This window comes from Hellea balneolensis DSM 19091 (genome assembly GCF_000428525.1).
Classification (GTDB): Bacteria; Pseudomonadota; Alphaproteobacteria; order Caulobacterales; family Maricaulaceae; genus Hellea; species Hellea balneolensis.
The window spans coordinates 459,244-477,692 of the sequence record NZ_AUAC01000003.1; the positions used below are offsets into that span (position 1 = coordinate 459,244).

Below are 18,449 nucleotides of genomic sequence, written 5' to 3' on the forward strand. Positions count from 1 at the left end.
AAGACTGAAAGCGGCTCTTGCGTGTCCCTTCGATTCTGCCCATAAGAGGGTATCCGAGGGGCACCGTAGCGCTCTGGCGGAGCCGGAATTTTTGATTGAGAATCAAAAATGGCGAAGGTGCCGAGAGCGCAAGCGATCGGAACTCAAACTGGCCTCCTAGACAATACGGTTGAGACGCACCCTTTGAACTTGATCCGGTTGATACCGGCGCGAAGGACGGAAAATGAAACTGAAGGCTCTCACATCTCTTTTTGCTATAGCGTGTCTTGGCGGCGCGGCATTGGCCCATGACCACCCTTCCACCGCGCATTACATCGCGAATGAAGGCGTTTTGGTCAGTCACGGAGAGACGAAAATCATGTTCGATCCGCTCCCTCTCTCTGGCTTTGGCGTTTATCCTGAGCCAAGCTTTGTGCAGATTGCCAAGATGATGTCGCGGCAGGGTGAATATGAAGGCGTTGATGCTGTTTTCATCAGTCATGCCCATCGCGATCATTTTTCAGCCATAGCGATGATAACGTACTTAACCTCAAATCCTGAAGTCCGCCTTGTCGCGCCTCAACAAGCGCTTGATATGATGCAGGATGATGACAATTGGAATGAAGCTTTGCAAAGCCGTATGACCATTCTAGATATGGAAGCAGGGGATACGCCCAAAGCGATCACTATTGGCGATATCACCGCGACAGCCGTTCGCATCCCTCATGCAGGGTGGCCCGCCCCCGCACGCGCATCTGTTCAAAACATGGTTTACCGCGTAACATTAGGCGATGGGGCCACGGTCATGCATATGGGCGACGCTGACCCTCGCCGCCAACACTTCATCCCGCATAAAGAGCATTGGCAAGCCAAACGCATCGACACAGCCTTTCCGCCATACTGGTTCCTAACATCCATGCAGGGCCGTAATATCCTTGAAGATGATATGAATGTGGCCAAAAGCATCGGCGTGCATGTCCCACTTAAGGTGCCAGATGACCTTAAAGAGTCCGGTCAAGATTATTTCTCCAAACCCGGCGAAACGCGGGAGATTGGGGAGTGATAAATGAGCAATTACACGATGACCTTAAGAACGATATTCCGTCAGATGAGACGTTAATTTGGTTAGAAGAGGTTAGTCTAAAGCCATATGTTAGGAATAGGTGGTTTTGGAATCTGACAGTTTTTTTTGGATCTAACTTAGTTATTATCGTTCTTTATTTAACCCAGTTTGGCGAACTAAGCTTTAAAACAACTTCAATTTTGCTTGCTAGTATGAATTTGGGTGCTGTTTGTTTATTTGCGTTAGAAGCACGTAATGACATAAAGCTAAGAAAGGTTCGTACCGTAAATGTTATAACTGATCGACGGGTAATGACATTTGCTTTTAACGATATAGGCAATAAAGCCTCTGCGCATGTGGAATTCGACAACGTAGATGACTTACGTATAGTACCTGAAAATAAAATAAATCGAGTCGAGTTCTTAGCTCCGAAGACAAGCAAAAAAACGTCAATTTTATTTCAAATCCAAACAGCTGAAAGTGTGTCAAATTTTGAAGCTGTAATTTTACCAATACTTGAAAAAGGCAAAATTTCATGAACAAGCCCATAGACCAGAGTGAATTTAAGACCCCTGAGGTAACTACGGGGGGATTGCCGTCATCAAGCAAGGTCTACACCGCGCCCGACGCTGACCCCACGCTGCGCGTGCCGCATCGCTTGGTTCACCTTCACCCCACAGCGAATGAGCCGGATGTGCCTGTCTATGATACCTCTGGCCCTTATACAGATCCCGATGTGGCGATTGATGTTGAGAAGGGCCTTGCCCGTCCACGCACGGCTTGGGTGCTGGAGCGCGGCGGTGTTGAGGAATATGAGGGCCGCGATGTTAAGCCCGAAGATAATGGCGGCGCGACGGGGCGGTTTCTGGCGCGGGAATTTCCGACCAAGAACAAGCCCTTGCGCGGGCTGCCCGGTCACCCTGTCACGCAATATGAGTTCGCCAAGGCGGGCATCATCACCAAGGAAATGATCTATATCGCCGAGCGCGAAAATCTGGGCCGCAAGCAGATGGTCGAGGGCGCAGAGGCCCGCGTCGCCGCAGGGGAGAGCTTTGGCGCGAATATCCCCGCATTTGTCACGCCTGAATTCGTCCGTGATGAAATCGCTGCGGGCCGCGCCGTGGTTCCCGCCAATATCAACCATCCGGAGCTGGAACCACAAATTATTGGCCGTAACTTCCTCGTTAAAATCAACGCCAATATCGGTAACTCCGCTGTGGCCTCTTCGGTTGAGGAGGAAGTCGATAAAATGGTCTGGGCGACGCGCTGGGGCGCGGATAATGTCATGGACTTGTCCACGGGCCGGAACATTCACAATACCCGCGAATGGATTATCCGTAACGCGCCATGTCCGATTGGCACGGTGCCGATTTATCAAGCGCTGGAGAAAGTCAACGGCGTCGCCGAAGACCTGACTTGGGAAGTTTACCGCGATACCCTGATTGAGCAATGCGAGCAGGGCGTGGATTACTTCACTATCCATGCAGGTGTGCGTCTGGCCTATATCCACCTGACCGCCAACCGCGTCACAGGCATTGTGTCGCGCGGCGGCTCTATCATGGCGAAATGGTGCTTGTCTCACCATAAGGAGAGCTTCCTCTATACGCATTTCGAAGACATTTGCGACATCATGCGCGCCTATGATGTAACCTTCAGCCTTGGCGATGGTTTGCGTCCCGGCTCTGTGGCCGATGCCAATGACCGCGCGCAATTCGCGGAACTTGAAACGCTGGGCGAGCTTACAAAAATCGCTTGGGCCAAGGGCTGCCAGGTCATGATCGAAGGCCCCGGCCATGTGCCGATGCACAAGATTAAAATCAATATGGAGAAACAGCTAAAGGAATGCCACGAAGCGCCCTTCTATACGCTTGGCCCGCTGACGACGGATATTGCCCCTGGCTATGACCATATCACAAGCGGCATTGGCGCGGCGATGATTGGCTGGTTCGGAACCTCCATGCTTTGCTATGTCACGCCCAAAGAGCATCTAGGTCTGCCTGACCGTGATGATGTTAAAGTCGGTGTGATTACTTATAAGCTCGCGGCCCATGCGGCGGACCTCGCCAAAGGCCACCCCGCTGCGCAAATTCGCGATGATGCACTTTCTCGCGCGCGCTTTGACTTCCGCTGGGAAGATCAATTTAACCTCGCGCTTGACCCCGAAACGGCCAAGGACTTCCACGACCAAACCCTGCCGAAAGACGCGCATAAAGTCGCGCATTTCTGCTCGATGTGCGGCCCGAAATTCTGCTCCATGAAAATCACCCAAGACGTGCGCGATTATGCGGACGGCCTCACTGATAATGAGAAACAAGCGCTCTATCCCGTCGAAGCCCAAGAGGGGATGGATGAGATGAGTAAAAAGTTCAAAGATCTCGGCGGCCAGATCTACCTCAATGCGAATGGGGACGTAAGAGAACCGATTGATTAGGAGCTAAAGATGCACAAACTCATTAAAGCTTATTTTATCATTGCTTTTACTAGCTTTGTTTTCGTGGGTAATGCTCTTGCTCAAACGGAGAATAGCCGCATTTTTGGTTCTAAAAGTGGCCCAATTGTAGCCGAGGCACAGAGGTATCAACTAGGCAGGCAGCATAAAAAGGCTATTGAGAAATTGAATAAGGCCGTTAAAATAGAAGGCCTTACCCCATACGAAGTGTCAACTATACAGAGAATGATAGGGGCATCATATTATTCACTTCGCAATAATAAAAAGGCCATTCGTGCATTTGACACAGCAATTGAAGCGGGTGGGTTGCTTGATCATGAAGTAAAGACATTTCAGGCGAATATTGCCCAGTTGAATATTGTTGAAAGAAAATATGCGTTAGGCGCCGAGCAATTAGAGAGCTATTTTCTAGAGGGCGGGCCCCAAAAACCAAACCTGATTAAGCTCATTATACAAGCATATTTTAAAACTGAGAATTATGAAGCCGCAATTCCCTGGGGAGAAAAGATGTTGAAAGATGATATTGTTCAAACGCGAAAAGAATATGATACATTGTTATTTCTCTTTGACTCTCCTGAAAAGCGTTCCGAACAAATGATGGTAGCCAATAAAATGGTAAAGTTATGGCCTGAAGATACATCTCTGTCACTACAAGTCGGTTTGTTGCGCGGGAAGGCCAATAAAGAAGGGGTGGACCCGGTATTGGTGACAGGTCAGTCCTATCTCTTGGAAAAAACTGAAACCCCTTCGTCAACGACAGTTTCTAATCAAGAGGCTAAGCCAATTGTTCGAATTCCGGGTATATTTCCAGCTAATGCCGAAAAATCTGGCCACTGTAATTTTCTTTTTGATGTAAATCGCGAAGGCCGCGTTTTTAATATTCGTACAGTAAGTTGTACTGATATTGTATTTGAAAAACCTTCTATCAAAGCTTTAAAGAAGTGGAGGTATAGTCCAAAAATCATCAGTGGCGAAGCTGTTGAAAGTAAAAATCTAGAAAATAGAATTTCCTTTAGATTACGCAATCAATTAGGAGAGCTCATTCCCGAGTAATCCATGCAGATGTAAACATTTGTATCTTGTCGCGAGCCGATTGATTAATCCATTAAAAAGTTGCGGCGACCAAGTTCGCGTCGTCGCTATAATGTAAAGGAGCGACATCATGACGAAAATCTCAACACTTTAAGCTATTCCAGTTACACTTGGCCTTCTATTACTCGGCGCTTGCGCGTCTGTCGCAACAACACCAGAGCAAGTCGCTGAAGCCAAAGCGACCAAATCCGTTGCGGACCAGCTGAACCAGACAAAAAGAACAGCAAAGTCGGAAGATGGCAAAATGATTTGTAAGCGAACACAGGCCATAGGCTCTAAGTTTAACAAAAAAGTCTGTGCCACAGCCGAAGAATGGGAGGCTCGTGCGGCTGCCGATAGAAAGACAACTGAGGGCATATAGCGAAGCACAGGGCCAGGCGCTACCAACTAATCAAGAATTTGTACTAATTGTCTCACTGCTCTTTCGAGATGCGGACCTGACAAAAGGAGTTCGTGGTACCTACGCTTAAGCGGGTTCGCTCGCTTAAGTATTTTCGGGAGCGATGGCCGAGCTTGCGCCCTTTCTCCAAAACCTCTCTCTCACAGCAATCCCGAGAATAGTCGCCGCCAGAGCGAGAGTTACAGCATTGGCAAGTATAATGGGCATCGCCTTGGACGCGATCCCATAGACAAGCCAAAAGGCGACCCCCAGTGTAAAAAGAGAATACATCATAAGGCTAATCCCGCCCGTTTGCCGGGTACGGATCACCAGTAAGGCTTGGGGTAAAAATGAGAGCGAGGTTAATATCGCCGCTGCATAACCGAGCCAGACCACCGCGCTCATGCGAAACGCTCCTGTCCCGTGCGGTTCTTTTTAGCCTTATAGCTATTTCTAAATGTTAGGCTGAGGATGATAGATGCCAGGCATAGCGTAAATGTTTGGGAGAGTATCAAAGGCCAAGACGTCACGAGCACGCCGTAGCTGAGCCACAATATTTTGCCGCTCGTCAACATGCTATACATTAACAGGCTGATGCCTGTGGTCACGCCAGTGCGGATGATCATCACGGCTTGGGGAAGGTAAGCCATGGACGTGAGTAGGGCGGCGATAAAGCCAAATAATTCAATCTGTGTCATATGTCCCATTTAGCTGAGGCGGAGTTTTCGGGAAGCGCCGTTACACCAATTGACCTATGCAAAAATAAGGGGACTAAAATCATCAAATGATGTGATTTTGCACGGCTTTGAACAGGATTTGTGCTATTCATAGAATATTAAGAGAGTGAAATTCTCATAATACATGCCTTTTGCTGAAAGAGCGCCATGTGGACTCCATACATTGCCGCATGATATGTCTTCACCATCATAACTTGCTTGGGGCGATACCATGCGCCAAACTCCGTACAGAGGCTTAGAGGGAGCATATGTCCATATCAACGCGTATAACTTTGCTTAAAGTTTTAGCATTTCTTCTGCTGATCGGGCCGGGGCTGCTTATGGTGACTGCGCCTGTTACAGGGCTTGGCGGCTTAACTGAAATGTTTCTGGATTTTGCTTATCAACCCTATGAGGGCGCGCAGCCCATAACAGGAAAATCTGCGCATTTGCTCAATGCGATACTGGGCGGCATTCTAGTCGGGTTTGGCGCGATGATCTGGGTAGTTTCACAACATGTCTTGCGCAAAAATATCGCCCTCGGCCGGCGCTTGATTCTAATCCCGCTCATTTGTTGGTTCATCACTGATAGCCTCGGTTCAGTCCTCACAGGCGCCTGGTTTAACGCGGTTCTGAATGCAGGAATATTCGGCTCTTTCTTGATAGCGCTTTATGCAGGGAAGGTGGCTGAGTGAGATAGTTTTGGGTGTTATCGCTAAAGGTTCACCGAATAGAACTGGCTTTTGAATCAAAACGGAGTCTTGATTGCCCTAAGTCTCGAGGCGTTAGTGCTTAATTTACTCCGCTCTTTTCGAGTACATTAAAGTTTTTGTTCTATTATATATGAACGAAGGAGTAAGTTTATGCTTTCTCAAATGATATACACATCAACTTCGGCCCCACATGTGACCTTAGAGGATAAGGTCAACGTTGCCTCTTACAGTGTGGCGACTTGTGATGAATTAGGCTTAACGGGCCGTGTTTTGGTTGTGCCGGAAATGGCGATAAATGTTCTTGAAGGTCCAGAGGCTATTGTAAGTGCCTATGTGGCTGCGATCAGAGACGATGCCCTCATTGACCTCTTAATTGTGCATAATACAAAGGCCATAGAGGAGCATGAATTTGACGATTATTCCGTCTGGATGACATATAAGCCCGATGAAACTCCAATAAGGGGCGTTTATCGCCTGACGCCTGACAATTTTGAACAGGCCTTGCCCAAAAATTTACCTCTTAAGACGCGATTATTCATTGAAGCAAACTTTGCCGATCACGGGCTGGAAGTCTAAGCGACTTTCTGTAAAGCAATTCTGCTCTGCACGCCCATCGTCAGTTCCATGCTCTTCTCTCGCGCCGCCTGATCATAAAACGGCATGGAGATGATATATTCATCGGGTTGTAGCTGCTCTTGGAAGCTCGACAGCCGGGTTGCGACTTGGTCGGGGGTGCCGACACAGCTAGCGGCGAGCATACTCTCGACATGGGACGCGATTTGCGGCGGCACTTTTAAATCTTCAACGGGGGCGGGGACTAAGCCGCGCTTGTTTGTAACCATACCGACAAAGGATTGGACAAGGCTCGAGAAGTGAAACCGGGCTTCGGTTTCAGTATCGGCGGCAAAGACGCTACACGCCATCATAAAATAGGGGCGCTCCAGATATTTGGACGGCTTGAAATCGCGGCGGTAAATATCTGCGGCGTCGAACAAGTGCTGCGGCGCAAAGTGGGAGGCAAAGGCATAAGGTAATCCCAAATGTGCGGCGAGCTGTGCCCCAAAGAGGGACGAGCCCAAAATCCAGACGGGCACTTCGGTGCCTTCGCCGGGAATAGCGCGGACAGGGAGCGGCGCGTTTTCATCTCGGTTGGCGAGCAGTTGCATTAGCTCCACGACATCTTGCGGGAATTGATTGGCTGAGAGGGTACTGTCTTTCCTAAGCGCTCGAATAACATTGCGGTCGCCGCCTGGTGCGCGGCCCAATCCAAGGTCGATACGGTCCGGGTGCAGCGTGGCGAGTGTGCCAAATTGCTCGGCAATAGTTAGGGGTGAATGATTGGGCAGCATAATGCCGCCAGCGCCGAGGCGGATGCTCGATGTCTGCGCCGCGATATGCGCAATCAGGACAGAGGTCGCGGAGCTAGCGACGCTCGCCATATTATGGTGCTCGGCATACCAGACGCGGTTATAGCCGAGGCGTTCTGCGGACCTCGCCGTGCTCACGCAATCTTTAAAGCTTTGTGCAATATTGCTGCCTTCGGTAACGCGGGCAAGATCTAGGATAGAAAAGGGAATGCTCATATCCATAAGATGCTATGCGGCGCGGCTAAAATCAATGTTCATATATGAATACAGTCCAAAAGCGGATTTCAGGCCATGTTCAGCTCTATGGCGCTAGGAGCAGTCCGTAAGTCTATTGGAAACAATGAAATGAAAATGCGACCCCTATGCGCGGCGGTGCTCGGCGTGATGATGTTTTCGGACAGTGCATTTGCGCTGAGCTGTATGCGTCCTGATTTGGTCAAGACCTTGGAAGAGGCCAAAACCAGTGAAAAGCTCTATTATATTTTGGTTGGGAAATTTGTCCCGCTCAACCCTCCGGCTAAGACCGAGTTTAATGGTGGATATGTATCGCCGGAAGATCAGTTCAAACCCAAGCCCCCTGTGATCACGCAAAGCTATTTTCAAGGCTATTCCTTGGCACAGGATCCGCGCCGGGATAGCCATCTAACGCGCTTTCCTGTGGATATAGAGACGAGCTGTGTTGGGCCGTGGTGTTCGGGCGTGCCGTCAGGGGATCGGGAGATCATTGCTTTTGTTGAGGCGCGTGACGGACAACCCTCACTGCTAAAAATATCGCCATGCCCTTATTGGACCTTTGGCGCAGAGCCTGAAAGCGTTAAAAAATTGCGCGTTTGCCTTGGTAAGACCTGTGAGTCTGAAGCGCCTGACTGGTAAGCTCTTGCTAATTCCTTTTTATTTGCCCAAAATCAAATAAAAGGGGATTAAACGATGTCACATTTTCTAACGCCGGCGCTCGCGCTGATCATATGGACGCTTATCATGATGATGGTTATGTATAAGCGGCGCATTCCGGCTATGGCGGCGATTTCGAAACGCACACAGGATTTTATCGACGATCCGGCTTTGGGTAATAAACTGCCGGCCTCAGCGCGCTGGGCCGCAGATAATTTTAACCACTTACATGAAAATCCGACGATATTTTACGCCCTAATGTTCGTGATATTTCTCATGGATAAAGTCACGCCGCTCGCGCTCTATTGCGCTTGGGCTTATGTCGCTATTCGGATCGTGCATTCCCTTGTGCAGATCACCACGAATAATGTGTTGGTGCGTTTTGGCTTATTTGTGCTGAGCGCGCTTATGCTTATTATTATGGCGCTCAGCATGGCGGCGCGGCTTATATAGACTCGCTTTGCGCTGCAAGATAATCGGTTTTAAAGGTGTCGCAGCTATCTCTTGGGGCCGGCGTGTCCATGCCTGAAACAATGCGCCAATTCCCGCTATTATCTTTCGCCATGGAAAGCTGGTTCACGCCGCAGCCGACAATCTTGCCGTCAAAGGATATGACAAAGGGTGCCCAGACGGTTGCGAGCTTTCTATATTCCTCGGCGCGTAATCCAAATATCTCTTCATAGGCTTGCCCTGTCTCTAGGGTGCCAACCCAATCCCGCCAGCGCTCAAGGCCATCTGGCTCGACGCTGCCATCTGCTTTGACCCGGCTGAGTCGTCCATGCTCATGGAATATACGATCCACCATGTCCGTGTCGCCGCGATACATGGCTATCATCATGGCATAGGCCGTGCCTTGGGGCGTTGAGAGATCTATAGTCGCGCTGGCATATTCAATTGGGGTGTTATCCTTCGCGGCGGACTGTATGTCCTTGTTGGAACATGCAGCCGTAAGCGATAATATGAAACATGTTGCGAAAACTTTGCGTATAGTCATGGTTTGGCCTGTTAATCTCTATTAGTTTGCGCCTTAATCATCGCTGTTCTATCCACGGGGTCAAGTCTTGTGGAGGTTTCATGTCTGTATTCGTTTTGGCCCAATTTCAAATTCATGACCCTTCGGGTTATGCAAAATATGTCGAGATCGCGACGCCGATATTTATGCGCGAAGGGGTTAAGGTTTTAGCCAATGATGAAGCGCCGCAACCGATTACGCCTGGGCAGAAGACCGATAAGGTTGTCTTGCTCGAATTTCGGGATCACGACCATTATAAACATTTTTTTACGCAGCCGGATTACATAGAGGCCGCCAAGCACCGCGACGCGGCATCCACGATTACAGCCATGCAATTTAAACGGTTTGAAGGCTTTCCGGGTTAAACCGCCTGACATTGTTTACATTTCGTAAAGGCTAAATCTAAACGCTGTTACAACGAAACGGGTGTATTCTGCGTTAACGTTTATACGGGTCGCAACACAGATAACTTTTAATGCCTTTATCACAATTAATATATACCTCTACCTGCACGGCAGAGCTGACGCCTAAGCTGTCTCATGAGATGTCCTATCAAAGCATACAAGTCTGCCAGCAATTAGGTCTGACAGGACGTGTTTTTGCAAATGATATTACAGCCTTCGCAATGACCGAGGGGCCGACGGAGCTGGTAAAAAAATACTATCATGCTGTTTCAGTGGATCCCTTGGTTGAAACTATTTTACTACATGTTGATCGGCCTATTCCAAAACGAGAATTCTCTGACTATCGCGTTCTTCTAAATTCCAAAGAGCGCTATGATTACGGCCCGGCTATTGGTGTCTTAACACCTGAAACATTAGAGCAAGCCTTGCCCTCTCATCCGTCCTCACGCCTGCGGATTATGGTTGAGGCTTTTAAAGAGGACGTTTTGGGAGTCGAAGCTATTTAGCTTTAAGGCTCGAAAACTAGGTCTTAGGCCGATTTATCCACACATATGTTCATTATTTGTTCTTGTTAATTCAGGAATAAAGTCCTAGGAATATAGTCTCTAGGACATCACATGGCAAAACCGCATCTTATACCCTTTAAGCATATCAAACCCCGTCTTGAGAAAGGACGCGGCGCGCGCAGTAATGAGAGCGGACGTTATGAGACAGACCGCCGCGAGCGATTTGAGGATGGCTGGGGCAGCTTGGCTGACTCGGATAAAAAGGGACGCCGCACGACCGTTACGATAGAGCGGCCCAAAACCATTATCAATCGAGTCAACTCTCCCTATGTGGGTTTTGACCGTTCCATCAATCCTTACCGGGGATGCGAGCATGGCTGCATTTATTGTTTTGCAAGGCCCACACATGCTTATCATGGTTTGTCTCCGGGACTGGATTTCGAAACCCGCCTTTTTGCTAAACCTGACGCGCCGCAAATGCTGGTCAAAGAGTTGTCCAATCCCCGCTACAAGGTAAAGTCTATTGCCATCGGCACAAATATGGATGCTTATCAACCGATAGAGAAAGAATTGCGGATTATTCGCGGTGTATTGCGGGTGTTATCTGATTTTAATCACCCTGTATCGCTTTTGACAAAGTCCAACCTTATTATTCGGGACATTGATATTTTGGCGCCTATGGCAGAGCGCAATTTATGTCGGGCTATGATATCCATAACCACTCAGGACAGGGCGTTGGCGCGGGCGATGGAGCCGCGTTGCCCGACGCCAGAGCGCCGCTTCGAAGCCCTGGAAAAGCTCGCCCAAGCGGGTATTCGTACGGGGATTATGTTGGGCCCGATGATACCCGGCCTTAATGACAGCGAGATGGAAAGCATTATGAGGCGCGCCGCTGATCTGGGGGCCAGCTATTCAGCTTATACCATTTTGCGGTTGCCTCAGGAGGTCTCGCCGCTATTCCAAGAATGGCTGCAGGCTTTTACGCCAAACCGCGCAAGCCGAATTATGAAACATATTCGGTCTATGAATGGTGGGCGGGATTATGATCCGGCCTGGTCCAGAGGCGGCGAAATCCGCACGCCCTTTGCACAGCTTATCGCAAAACGTTACCGCTTTGCTCAGACCCGTTACGGGCTGATTCAAGGCGAGAGCAGCGCGCATTCGCGGCATAGTTTGGATTGTAGCCAGTTCAGAATTCCGACACATATAACGGGGCAGGGCGAGCTCTTTGCGTGAAGCGTCATAAAATCATCACTTGCAATGAGCCTTCATCCCGCCCATATGAGCATTACTCGATTATGGCCAGACAATCCGGCTGACTAACCGCGCAAACGATCGCACGGCAAATGTTTTTTCTTCCAAGTCGAATGCCCGCAATCTCCATACTGAGGTTTGCAACTTATATGACGTGAAAGGAAATACCCATGTCAGACGAAATGAAAACAGGAACAGTTAAGTTCTTCAATACAACAAAAGGCTTCGGCTTTATCCAACCTGAAGATGGCGGAACGGACGTATTTGTCCACATCTCTGCTGTTCAGCGCTCAGGTCTTGACGGACTTAACGAAGGTGACAAAGTCTCTTTCGATACCGCCATTGACCAACGCTCAGGCAAAACAGCCGTTGACAACGTCAAAATGGCCTAAGGCAACTGTCTTACAAATAAGACCCTCATCCGCTAAGCGGGTGAGGGTTTTTTTATGCGCTCTCAAAGCTGTAATTTCACAATTCCGTCATTTGCATGTGGCGGTTTAGTTGATATCAACACGCAATAACTCAGAAGATAGAAGGCTAAGTCATGGATGATTTAACGGGTGTGGATGCAACCAATGCGGATGTGCGTGATGATGTGCAAGAGCGTTACGGCGCGGGAGCGAATGCTGTTGAAGCCGCTTTGTGTTGCCCGATTGATTATGACCCGCAATATTTAAAGGTTATCCCGCAGGACGTACTCGACCGTGATTATGGATGCGGTGACCCGTCGCGTTATGTTCGTGAAGGCGAGACGGTTCTTGATCTCGGCTCAGGCGGTGGCAAAATTTGCTTTATCGCCTCACAAATCGTTGGCCCTGAGGGCAAAGTTATTGGTGTTGATATGACGGATGATATGCTTGATCTCGCACGCTCTAACGCACCGATCATTGCGGAGCGTGTTGGCTATGCAAATGTTGAATTTAAACGTGGCCACATCGAAGACCTAAAGCTTGATTTAGATAGTTTGAATGAGTGGCTCGCGAAGAACCCGGTCAAAAATGCCGGCGATATGGAGCGCATGGAAGCGGAAATTCTGCGGATGAAATCAGAAATGACCATGATCCCGGATAATTCGGTTGATGTAATTGTGTCCAATTGTGTGCTCAATCTTGTCTCCGATTCCAAGAAAAAACAACTCTTCGCTGAGATGTTCCGCGTGTTGAAAGTCGGAGGCCGCGTCGCTGTGTCAGATATTATTTCAGACGAAGACAGCCCTGAAGAGCTTAAGAAAGATGCGCGCCTATGGTCGGGCTGTATCTCCGGCGCTCTGACGGAAACAGGTTTCGTGGAGGCTTTAGAGGATGCGGGTTTCCACGGCATCACCATTGATAAATTCGAAGATGATCCGTGGCAAATCGTCGAGGGCATTGAATATCGCAGCGCGACCTATCTCGCCTATAAAGGCAAGCAAGGTGAGTGTCTGGAGAAGAACCAAGCGCTGATCTACAAAGGGCCTTGGAGCCATGTCAAAGATGATGATGGACATGTTTTTGTACGCGGAGAGCGTTCTGCGGTGTGTGAAAAGACATTCAACCTCATGCAGCAAGAACCTTATACAGATATGTTTTATACCGTTGAGCCAAGCGTACCGGTCACAGAGCGTATAGAGTGGCCGGCAGAGGATTGCGGCGTCAGACGTCGTGATCCGCAAGAAACGAAAAAGGGCGCGCCTAAGCTCACCACGGACCCAAGTCAACAAAGTAGCTGCTGCTAGGTCTAAAGCGATGCAACTTATAGGCGGCTTCATGCGTATGTCCTATATGAAAACATCTTTGAAAGTTGTGGCCCTCGCGGCCACCATGGCACTGAGCTTCGCGGCCTGTGCCCCCGTAACCTTGCTCAATGGAATAACGCCATCGGGCAGTTTTTCCAAGGCTGAGGATATAAGCTACGGGCCGCTCGCGCGTCAGTCGCTGGATATTTACAAAGCTGAAAGCCCCAAAGCTGACGCACCTGCTATTGTCTTTATTCATGGCGGGAGTTGGACAGAAGGCTCCAAAGACATCTATAAATTTTTAGCCGAGGGCTTTACCAAAGATGGCTATGACGTGGTTGTCCCAAATTATCGTCTATATCCAGAAACCAAATATCCCGGTATGATAGAAGACAGCGCAAAGGCTGTTGCCTTCGCGGCGCAACAATATCCTGACAGGCCGCTCGTCGTGATGGGGCATTCCGCTGGCGCTTATAACACGCTAATGGTCATGCTCGACCCGCAATATGCGAAGGGCGCGGATTTGGACTTATGTTCGCGCGTTGCTGGGGCGATAAGCCTCTCAGGGCCAACGGGTATAATTCCTTTAGACTCAGAGCCTTACATTACGATCTTTCCCGACCGTTTTACTGGCTCTGACGCGCCGCTGAATAATGTGGCATCACCATCGCCGCCGATTATGTTCGGTCATGGGGTGGACGATACAACCGTCTATCCGCAAAATTCCCAAGCCCTTGCCGATAAAATCAAGGCGCGCGGCGGCAAGGCTGTCGTCAAGACTTATGAAGGCATGAACCACATAGAAGCCGTGCAATTTCTCTCTCGACGTTTTGACGGGAAAGCGACATTGAAGGCCGATATTATGAGGTTCATTGACGGTCTTCCCAAGAGCGGCGGTTTTTGCCGTTAGGTTTTAGCCGCGCGCTTCAATCTCGCGCGATCTTCGGCGCTTAACGTGGTAAGATTTATGTCTAAGATCGCAGCTTCCAAAGCATAAAGAAACATCAAGTGAGGACGCTGCTGAGCAAAAAAATTGGCACGGTGATAAGCTTCTACTGCGCCTAATGCTTTAAGCTGATTTTCCGTATGAATGTCTGCCGCTGCCAACCACTTTTGACAGGCTGGACCCAAATTTCTCATTTCAGATATCTTACGGCTCATATATGCCTCTCCAAGGGGACTTTAGCGGAAAAGGACGATCCCATGCAATTCTATCAAGTCGATGCTTTCGCGGATGCGCTATTTAAAGGCAATCCAGCCGCTGTGATGAAACTCGAGGCCTTTTTATCAGACGATATGATGCAGAGAATTGCGACGGAAAATAACCTCTCAGAGACGGCCTATGTCGTGCCGAGCGGTGATCACTTCAAATTGCGCTGGTTCACGCCGACTGTAGAAATTGATTTTTGCGGTCATGCGACGGTCGCAACTGCTCATGTTATGGCGAGCGAATATGGCCTGACTCCGCCTTTTGCGTTTGAAACCAAAGTGGGGCGGCTTAGCGTTGATATTATTGACGAGCGCTATGTCTTGGATGCGCCTATTTCCCGAGCTGTGCCCACGGATGTAACTGCGCAAATGCGAGCGGCGTTTCCTGTGCCGATAGAGACCGCTTTTACGGCAGGCAATAATCTCTATCTCGTTTTCGAAAATACAGACGAGGTTGCGGCGATAGAGCCTGATATGTCAAAAATCATTCCGCTTTCTGATCATGGCGTAGGCATCACCGCGAAAGGTGAGGGCGAGTATGATTGTGTGTCCCGCTTCTTTGTTCCTGCAGAAGGCATTGATGAAGACCCAGTTACGGGCTCGGCTCATGCTGCGATTGGCCCGTATTGGGCGGCGCGTTTAGGGAAAACGACCCTGAAAGCATATCAAGCTTCAAAACGCGGCGGTATCTTATGGCTTGAAGTTGGGAAGGAACGCCTCACCATCTCGGGTCATGCCGTGACCTATATGAAAGCCGAGATTACAGGGCTTTAGAATAAATCTGGCCCGGTGCCGAGCGGCAGAACGTCAATCACATCATCCGCTGCCCAAGGCCCGGCCCCTTTGGGCAAACGTATCAACACATTCGCCTTCGTCAGCGGGGTGAGGAGTGAGCTGTCTTGGCGTGGGAAGGGCGTGACCTCTAATTGTCCTGTTTTAGACAGCTTAGCAAAGGCTCGCATATAGGTCTCGCGCGGTCCATTCGTATTTATAGGCCCACTCAGTTTGGCTCTGGCATAGTTTAAGCCTTTATTTCCGCCCATAAGCGTTTTTAAAAACAGATGTGCGCAAACTGTGGCCGAGGCAGGGTTGCCTGGTAAGCCTAGCACTGTTTGCTTACCCATCGTGCCGAACCATGTCGGCTTTCCAGGGCGCACCGCAACTTTCTCAAAAATAGAGGTCAGGCCGCATTGCTTGAAGGCGTCTCGCATATAGTCGTGATCTCCAACCGAAGCGCCGCCGACGGGGACGATAATATCGGCGTCTTTAGCTTTATATATGAGGGCTATAATGGCCTCAATACTATCCGAGGCGATGCCCATATCCATGACCTCTCCGCCCCAATGACGTATAAGCGCTCCAAGCCCTGCGGGGTTAGAGCTTATGATATCTGTGGTCGAGACGTGACTGCCAGGCGCTTTCAGCTCATCCCCATTGGCAATGAGAGCAATGACAGGGCGTTTATAGATGGGAAGATCGGCATAATTAGCTGCCGCCGCAATCGCTATATTCATAGGGCCAATGCGGGTGCCTTTGGTGATGAGGGTGTCGCCTAACTTAAAATCTATCCCAGCCTTTCGAATATGGCGCGGCGCATCATTATCAAAAAGTGTTGTGAGCGTGTCTCCTTCACGCTTTGCATTTTCCTGAATAACAATGTGATCAGCCCCTTCAGGTACCGCTCCGCCTGTGAAAATACGCACGGCTTGCCCTGAATTGACACGGCCTTGAAAAGGATGCCCTGCGGGGGATCGGCCGATCACCTTTAACCTTGCGCCGGCTTTGCGCGCATCACTAAGCCTAACGGCATATCCATCCATGGCAGATGCGGCGAGGGGCGGTAGTGTGATTTTGGCGTTAATATCCTCTGCCAATATAGCGCCCATGGAGTCCGCCAATAAGACAGACATAACAGGGCGCTTTGGTTGATGTTTAAGAAGTAAATCAATGGCGTTGATAACAGAAATCATGCGCTATGGATATATGAGCGCTTCTGCTTTACCAAGACCCAATGACGGCCCATTTTGATCATCCCGCGGACATATTGAGTTTTGCCCACGAAGCCGAGCAGCCTTGCGCCCTTATCTGCGTGACCGATATTCGCGGCGGCGCGATGCGGGCCAAAGGAGCTTTGATGGCCGTGCGCGAAGATGGCGAGGTTGCGGGCTATATTTCCAATGGTTGTGTTGATGCTGATATTATTTATCAAACGAAATCCGCGCTCAAAGATGGACAGGTTCGAAGTTTGAAATATGGCGAAGGGTCTCCTTTTAAAGATATTCAGCTACCCTGTGGGGGCACGATCGATCTCTTGGTGGTGCCTCATCCAGATCAAGACATGTTGGGCGAGGCCACATTGAAATTTGCGACACGGCAATCCGCCAAGCTTACCTTTGAAGATTTTACGTGGGAGTATGCGCCGAAATTACGCTTGCGTATAGCGGGTAGGGGCGAGGCGGTCAGAGCCTTATCATCTCAAGCCTTGCAGTCAGGTTTTGACGTACATCTTCAATCTCCCGAAGCGGATATGCATAATGATTTGCAGGTTGTGAAGTTTGATCACCTGACTAATCCTGCAGCGCCGCCCCGCCATAATGATGACGCTTGGAGCGCTGTGATTCTGATGTTCCATGACCATGATTGGGAGACCGCCTTGCTTAGCCAAGCGTTAGCCGGAGATGCGTTTTACATCGGCGCGATGGGGAGCATCCGCACGCATGAACTACGGATTATGGCTTTAAAAAATGCTGGACTTACCGCGGATAATATTGGGCGAATAAAAGCACCGATTGGTCTTATTCCGTTCATGCGCGATGCTAACTTACTCGCCCTTTCAACCCTCGCAGAAGTCGTCAAAACAGCCCAAGAAAGCGGGCGGCTATGACCCCTGAAAATTGTGCTCTGATTATTCTTGCTAGCGGGCTTTCCAAACGCTTTGGGGATGAGGATAAGTTGATGGCAAATTTTAGGGGTAAGCCCTTGGTTCAACATGCTATTGATGCCGCTGAGCCTGTCGCTTTTGCGAAGCGTTTTGCTGTCATTCCGAAACGTTCCGTAAAGCGACGAGAGTTGTTTAGCTCTCAAGGCTTCTCTTTGATAGAAAATGAAAACCCCGAAGCAGGGCAAGGCGGCTCATTAAAACTGGCAGCTACTACAATTCAGGCTAAAGGTTACTCCGCGATGTGCGTGATGTTAGGGGATATGCCATTTATTAGAAGCGAAGATATATCAGCGCTTTTAAAGAGTCCCATGCGTAAAGATAGGGTTATAAGTCATTGTAATAACACGCTTATGCCGCCCGCAATTTTCCAAAAACACGCGCTAACTGAACTCATGAGCATTGAATCAAAGAGCGGCGCCAAGGCTCTGTTTAAATCTGGTAATGTCTCTAAACATCCTTTGTCAGAGACTGCCTCGCGCGATATTGATACGCCTGAAACTTTGGCGGAGCTCTCATGATAGAGATACTTTTTTTTGGACGATTGGGAGATGCGAGCGATACACTGCGCATCGATAAGCCAAAGGATGTGAGCGACACAGATGCTCTTACGGCTTGGCTCTCAAAACAAAACCGGACTCTTGAGGCAGAGCTAAATAAAGCCGGAAATCGTATTGCTGTGAACAAGACGATTATTAGTGAAAATACTCCCTTAAACGACGGGGATGAAATCGCTTATATGTCACCCTTGAGCGGCGGTTAA

The 18,449-nt window shown here is 49.4% G+C and carries 24 protein-coding genes; 18 read left to right on the top strand and 6 right to left on the bottom strand.

The features are described 5' to 3' along the window. Positions 1–223 precede the first annotated feature (223 nt). From F569_RS0108285 to F569_RS18935, 4 genes are read left to right on the top strand one after another with little or no spacing between them, the layout of a single operon-like run. Positions 224–1,042, top strand: coding sequence for an MBL fold metallo-hydrolase (locus F569_RS0108285; protein ID WP_026941819.1), 819 nt, complete (start codon positions 224–226; stop codon positions 1,040–1,042). After that, on the top strand, positions 1,039–1,581 hold the full coding sequence (locus F569_RS0108290) for a hypothetical protein (protein ID WP_026941820.1): 543 nt from the start codon (positions 1,039–1,041) through the stop codon (positions 1,579–1,581). Before F569_RS0108285 ends, F569_RS0108290 begins: the two co-directional genes overlap by 4 nt. Beyond that, the gene (gene thiC / locus F569_RS0108295) at positions 1,578–3,473 is read left to right on the top strand and encodes a phosphomethylpyrimidine synthase ThiC (protein WP_034388061.1); all 1,896 of its coding nucleotides are present in this window, start codon (positions 1,578–1,580) and stop codon (positions 3,471–3,473) included. Before F569_RS0108290 ends, thiC begins: the two co-directional genes overlap by 4 nt. 9 nt (positions 3,474–3,482) lie before the next feature. Then, a complete protein-coding gene (locus F569_RS18935; protein WP_051279594.1) occupies positions 3,483–4,544 on the top strand; it encodes an energy transducer TonB in 1,062 nt (353 codons plus the stop codon). Between the two features lie 523 nt (positions 4,545–5,067). Here F569_RS18935 and F569_RS0108310 read toward each other — a convergent pair. Both F569_RS0108310 and F569_RS0108315 read right to left on the bottom strand, forming a co-directional pair. Then, positions 5,068–5,367 carry a SemiSWEET transporter gene (locus F569_RS0108310; protein ID WP_026941823.1) on the bottom strand — a complete coding sequence of 100 codons (300 nt, stop codon included), beginning with the start codon at positions 5,365–5,367 and terminating at the stop codon, positions 5,068–5,070. Next, positions 5,364–5,660, bottom strand: coding sequence for a SemiSWEET transporter (locus F569_RS0108315; RefSeq protein WP_026941824.1), 297 nt, complete (start codon positions 5,658–5,660; stop codon positions 5,364–5,366). Before F569_RS0108315 ends, F569_RS0108310 begins: the two co-directional genes overlap by 4 nt. Before the next feature lie 287 nt (positions 5,661–5,947). Between F569_RS0108315 and F569_RS17195 the strand changes: the two genes are divergently transcribed. Both F569_RS17195 and F569_RS0108335 read left to right on the top strand, forming a co-directional pair. Continuing rightward, a complete protein-coding gene (locus tag F569_RS17195) occupies positions 5,948–6,373 on the top strand; it encodes a hypothetical protein (RefSeq protein ID WP_051279596.1) in 426 nt (141 codons plus the stop codon). A gap of 168 nt (positions 6,374–6,541) precedes the next feature. Then, on the top strand, positions 6,542–6,967 hold the full coding sequence (locus F569_RS0108335) for a BLUF domain-containing protein (RefSeq protein WP_026941825.1): 426 nt from the start codon (positions 6,542–6,544) through the stop codon (positions 6,965–6,967). Here the strand turns inward: F569_RS0108335 and F569_RS0108340 are convergent. After that, positions 6,964–7,974 (bottom strand): LLM class flavin-dependent oxidoreductase, encoded by a 1,011-nt coding sequence (locus F569_RS0108340; RefSeq protein ID WP_026941826.1) that lies wholly within the window; start codon positions 7,972–7,974, stop codon positions 6,964–6,966. The two genes, F569_RS0108335 and F569_RS0108340, sit on opposite strands and share 4 nt — an antisense overlap. A gap of 135 nt (positions 7,975–8,109) precedes the next feature. Between F569_RS0108340 and F569_RS0108345 the strand changes: the two genes are divergently transcribed. Both F569_RS0108345 and F569_RS0108350 read left to right on the top strand, forming a co-directional pair. Beyond that, the gene (locus tag F569_RS0108345; RefSeq protein ID WP_233353624.1) at positions 8,110–8,631 is read left to right on the top strand and encodes a hypothetical protein; all 522 of its coding nucleotides are present in this window, start codon (positions 8,110–8,112) and stop codon (positions 8,629–8,631) included. 54 nt (positions 8,632–8,685) lie between these two features. Further along, on the top strand, positions 8,686–9,102 hold the full coding sequence (locus F569_RS0108350; RefSeq protein WP_026941828.1) for an MAPEG family protein: 417 nt from the start codon (positions 8,686–8,688) through the stop codon (positions 9,100–9,102). Here the strand turns inward: F569_RS0108350 and F569_RS17200 are convergent. Next, positions 9,095–9,643 carry a hypothetical protein gene (locus tag F569_RS17200; RefSeq protein ID WP_034388064.1) on the bottom strand — a complete coding sequence of 183 codons (549 nt, stop codon included), beginning with the start codon at positions 9,641–9,643 and terminating at the stop codon, positions 9,095–9,097. The genes F569_RS0108350 and F569_RS17200 overlap by 8 nt on opposite strands. Before the next feature lie 80 nt (positions 9,644–9,723). On the opposite strand from F569_RS17200, the gene F569_RS0108360 reads away from it, so the two are divergent. The 6 genes from F569_RS0108360 to F569_RS17205 all read left to right on the top strand — a co-directional run bounded on the left by F569_RS0108360 (position 9,724) and on the right by F569_RS17205 (position 14,449). Further along, positions 9,724–10,026 carry a DUF1330 domain-containing protein gene (locus tag F569_RS0108360; protein ID WP_026941829.1) on the top strand — a complete coding sequence of 101 codons (303 nt, stop codon included), beginning with the start codon at positions 9,724–9,726 and terminating at the stop codon, positions 10,024–10,026. Between the two features lie 110 nt (positions 10,027–10,136). Then, positions 10,137–10,571: a BLUF domain-containing protein gene (locus F569_RS0108365; protein ID WP_026941830.1), complete on the top strand. Its 435-nt coding sequence runs from the start codon at positions 10,137–10,139 to the stop codon at positions 10,569–10,571. 111 nt (positions 10,572–10,682) lie between these two features. Beyond that, a complete protein-coding gene (locus F569_RS0108370) occupies positions 10,683–11,807 on the top strand; it encodes a PA0069 family radical SAM protein (RefSeq protein ID WP_026941831.1) in 1,125 nt (374 codons plus the stop codon). A gap of 200 nt (positions 11,808–12,007) precedes the next feature. Continuing rightward, complete coding sequence (locus tag F569_RS0108375) at positions 12,008–12,217, top strand: cold-shock protein (protein WP_026941832.1); 210 nt, start codon at positions 12,008–12,010, stop codon at positions 12,215–12,217. A 152-nt stretch (positions 12,218–12,369) separates the two neighbouring features. Beyond that, a complete protein-coding gene (locus tag F569_RS0108380) occupies positions 12,370–13,539 on the top strand; it encodes a methyltransferase domain-containing protein (protein ID WP_026941833.1) in 1,170 nt (389 codons plus the stop codon). A gap of 31 nt (positions 13,540–13,570) precedes the next feature. Next, positions 13,571–14,449: an alpha/beta hydrolase gene (locus F569_RS17205; RefSeq protein WP_162143758.1), complete on the top strand. Its 879-nt coding sequence runs from the start codon at positions 13,571–13,573 to the stop codon at positions 14,447–14,449. Here the strand turns inward: F569_RS17205 and F569_RS0108390 are convergent. Beyond that, positions 14,446–14,700 (bottom strand): TfoX/Sxy family DNA transformation protein, encoded by a 255-nt coding sequence (locus F569_RS0108390; RefSeq protein WP_026941834.1) that lies wholly within the window; start codon positions 14,698–14,700, stop codon positions 14,446–14,448. The genes F569_RS17205 and F569_RS0108390 overlap by 4 nt on opposite strands. A gap of 42 nt (positions 14,701–14,742) precedes the next feature. Here F569_RS0108390 and F569_RS0108395 point away from each other — a divergent pair, with 42 nt between their 5' ends. Next, positions 14,743–15,522, top strand: coding sequence for a PhzF family phenazine biosynthesis protein (locus tag F569_RS0108395; RefSeq protein ID WP_026941835.1), 780 nt, complete (start codon positions 14,743–14,745; stop codon positions 15,520–15,522). Here F569_RS0108395 and F569_RS0108400 read toward each other — a convergent pair. Continuing rightward, positions 15,519–16,718: a molybdopterin molybdotransferase MoeA gene (locus F569_RS0108400; RefSeq protein ID WP_026941836.1), complete on the bottom strand. Its 1,200-nt coding sequence runs from the start codon at positions 16,716–16,718 to the stop codon at positions 15,519–15,521. The genes F569_RS0108395 and F569_RS0108400 overlap by 4 nt on opposite strands. A gap of 41 nt (positions 16,719–16,759) precedes the next feature. On the opposite strand from F569_RS0108400, the gene F569_RS0108405 reads away from it, so the two are divergent. From F569_RS0108405 to F569_RS0108415, 3 genes are read left to right on the top strand one after another with little or no spacing between them, the layout of a single operon-like run. Then, on the top strand, positions 16,760–17,632 hold the full coding sequence (locus tag F569_RS0108405) for an XdhC family protein (RefSeq protein ID WP_034388067.1): 873 nt from the start codon (positions 16,760–16,762) through the stop codon (positions 17,630–17,632). After that, a complete protein-coding gene (locus F569_RS18940; RefSeq protein ID WP_051279600.1) occupies positions 17,629–18,207 on the top strand; it encodes a nucleotidyltransferase family protein in 579 nt (192 codons plus the stop codon). The genes F569_RS0108405 and F569_RS18940 overlap by 4 nt, the downstream gene beginning before the upstream one ends. After that, positions 18,204–18,449, top strand: coding sequence for a MoaD/ThiS family protein (locus tag F569_RS0108415; RefSeq protein WP_026941838.1), 246 nt, complete (start codon positions 18,204–18,206; stop codon positions 18,447–18,449). Before F569_RS18940 ends, F569_RS0108415 begins: the two co-directional genes overlap by 4 nt.

What these genes read in the sequence shown, in the direction of transcription:
- F569_RS0108365 (WP_026941830.1), top strand. Translation starts at nt 10,137, where the DNA reads ATGCCTTTATCACAATTAATATATACCTCTACCTGCACGGCAGAGCTG.
- F569_RS17195 (WP_051279596.1), top strand. Translation starts at nt 5,948, where the DNA reads ATGTCCATATCAACGCGTATAACTTTGCTTAAAGTTTTAGCATTTCTT.
- F569_RS0108340 (WP_026941826.1), bottom strand. Translation starts at nt 7,974, where the DNA reads ATGAGCATTCCCTTTTCTATCCTAGATCTTGCCCGCGTTACCGAAGGC.
- F569_RS18940 (WP_051279600.1), top strand. Translation starts at nt 17,629, where the DNA reads ATGACCCCTGAAAATTGTGCTCTGATTATTCTTGCTAGCGGGCTTTCC.
- F569_RS0108400 (WP_026941836.1), bottom strand. Translation starts at nt 16,718, where the DNA reads ATGATTTCTGTTATCAACGCCATTGATTTACTTCTTAAACATCAACCA.
- F569_RS0108285 (WP_026941819.1), top strand. Translation starts at nt 224, where the DNA reads ATGAAACTGAAGGCTCTCACATCTCTTTTTGCTATAGCGTGTCTTGGC.
- F569_RS18935 (WP_051279594.1), top strand. Translation starts at nt 3,483, where the DNA reads ATGCACAAACTCATTAAAGCTTATTTTATCATTGCTTTTACTAGCTTT.
- F569_RS17205 (WP_162143758.1), top strand. Translation starts at nt 13,571, where the DNA reads ATGCGTATGTCCTATATGAAAACATCTTTGAAAGTTGTGGCCCTCGCG.
- F569_RS0108315 (WP_026941824.1), bottom strand. Translation starts at nt 5,660, where the DNA reads ATGACACAGATTGAATTATTTGGCTTTATCGCCGCCCTACTCACGTCC.
- F569_RS0108370 (WP_026941831.1), top strand. Translation starts at nt 10,683, where the DNA reads ATGGCAAAACCGCATCTTATACCCTTTAAGCATATCAAACCCCGTCTT.
- F569_RS17200 (WP_034388064.1), bottom strand. Translation starts at nt 9,643, where the DNA reads ATGACTATACGCAAAGTTTTCGCAACATGTTTCATATTATCGCTTACG.
- F569_RS0108375 (WP_026941832.1), top strand. Translation starts at nt 12,008, where the DNA reads ATGAAAACAGGAACAGTTAAGTTCTTCAATACAACAAAAGGCTTCGGC.
- F569_RS0108390 (WP_026941834.1), bottom strand. Translation starts at nt 14,700, where the DNA reads ATGAGCCGTAAGATATCTGAAATGAGAAATTTGGGTCCAGCCTGTCAA.
- thiC (WP_034388061.1), top strand. Translation starts at nt 1,578, where the DNA reads ATGAACAAGCCCATAGACCAGAGTGAATTTAAGACCCCTGAGGTAACT.
- F569_RS0108335 (WP_026941825.1), top strand. Translation starts at nt 6,542, where the DNA reads ATGCTTTCTCAAATGATATACACATCAACTTCGGCCCCACATGTGACC.
- F569_RS0108350 (WP_026941828.1), top strand. Translation starts at nt 8,686, where the DNA reads ATGTCACATTTTCTAACGCCGGCGCTCGCGCTGATCATATGGACGCTT.
- F569_RS0108360 (WP_026941829.1), top strand. Translation starts at nt 9,724, where the DNA reads ATGTCTGTATTCGTTTTGGCCCAATTTCAAATTCATGACCCTTCGGGT.
- F569_RS0108405 (WP_034388067.1), top strand. Translation starts at nt 16,760, where the DNA reads ATGACGGCCCATTTTGATCATCCCGCGGACATATTGAGTTTTGCCCAC.
- F569_RS0108345 (WP_233353624.1), top strand. Translation starts at nt 8,110, where the DNA reads ATGCGACCCCTATGCGCGGCGGTGCTCGGCGTGATGATGTTTTCGGAC.
- F569_RS0108380 (WP_026941833.1), top strand. Translation starts at nt 12,370, where the DNA reads ATGGATGATTTAACGGGTGTGGATGCAACCAATGCGGATGTGCGTGAT.
- F569_RS0108395 (WP_026941835.1), top strand. Translation starts at nt 14,743, where the DNA reads ATGCAATTCTATCAAGTCGATGCTTTCGCGGATGCGCTATTTAAAGGC.
- F569_RS0108310 (WP_026941823.1), bottom strand. Translation starts at nt 5,367, where the DNA reads ATGAGCGCGGTGGTCTGGCTCGGTTATGCAGCGGCGATATTAACCTCG.
- F569_RS0108415 (WP_026941838.1), top strand. Translation starts at nt 18,204, where the DNA reads ATGATAGAGATACTTTTTTTTGGACGATTGGGAGATGCGAGCGATACA.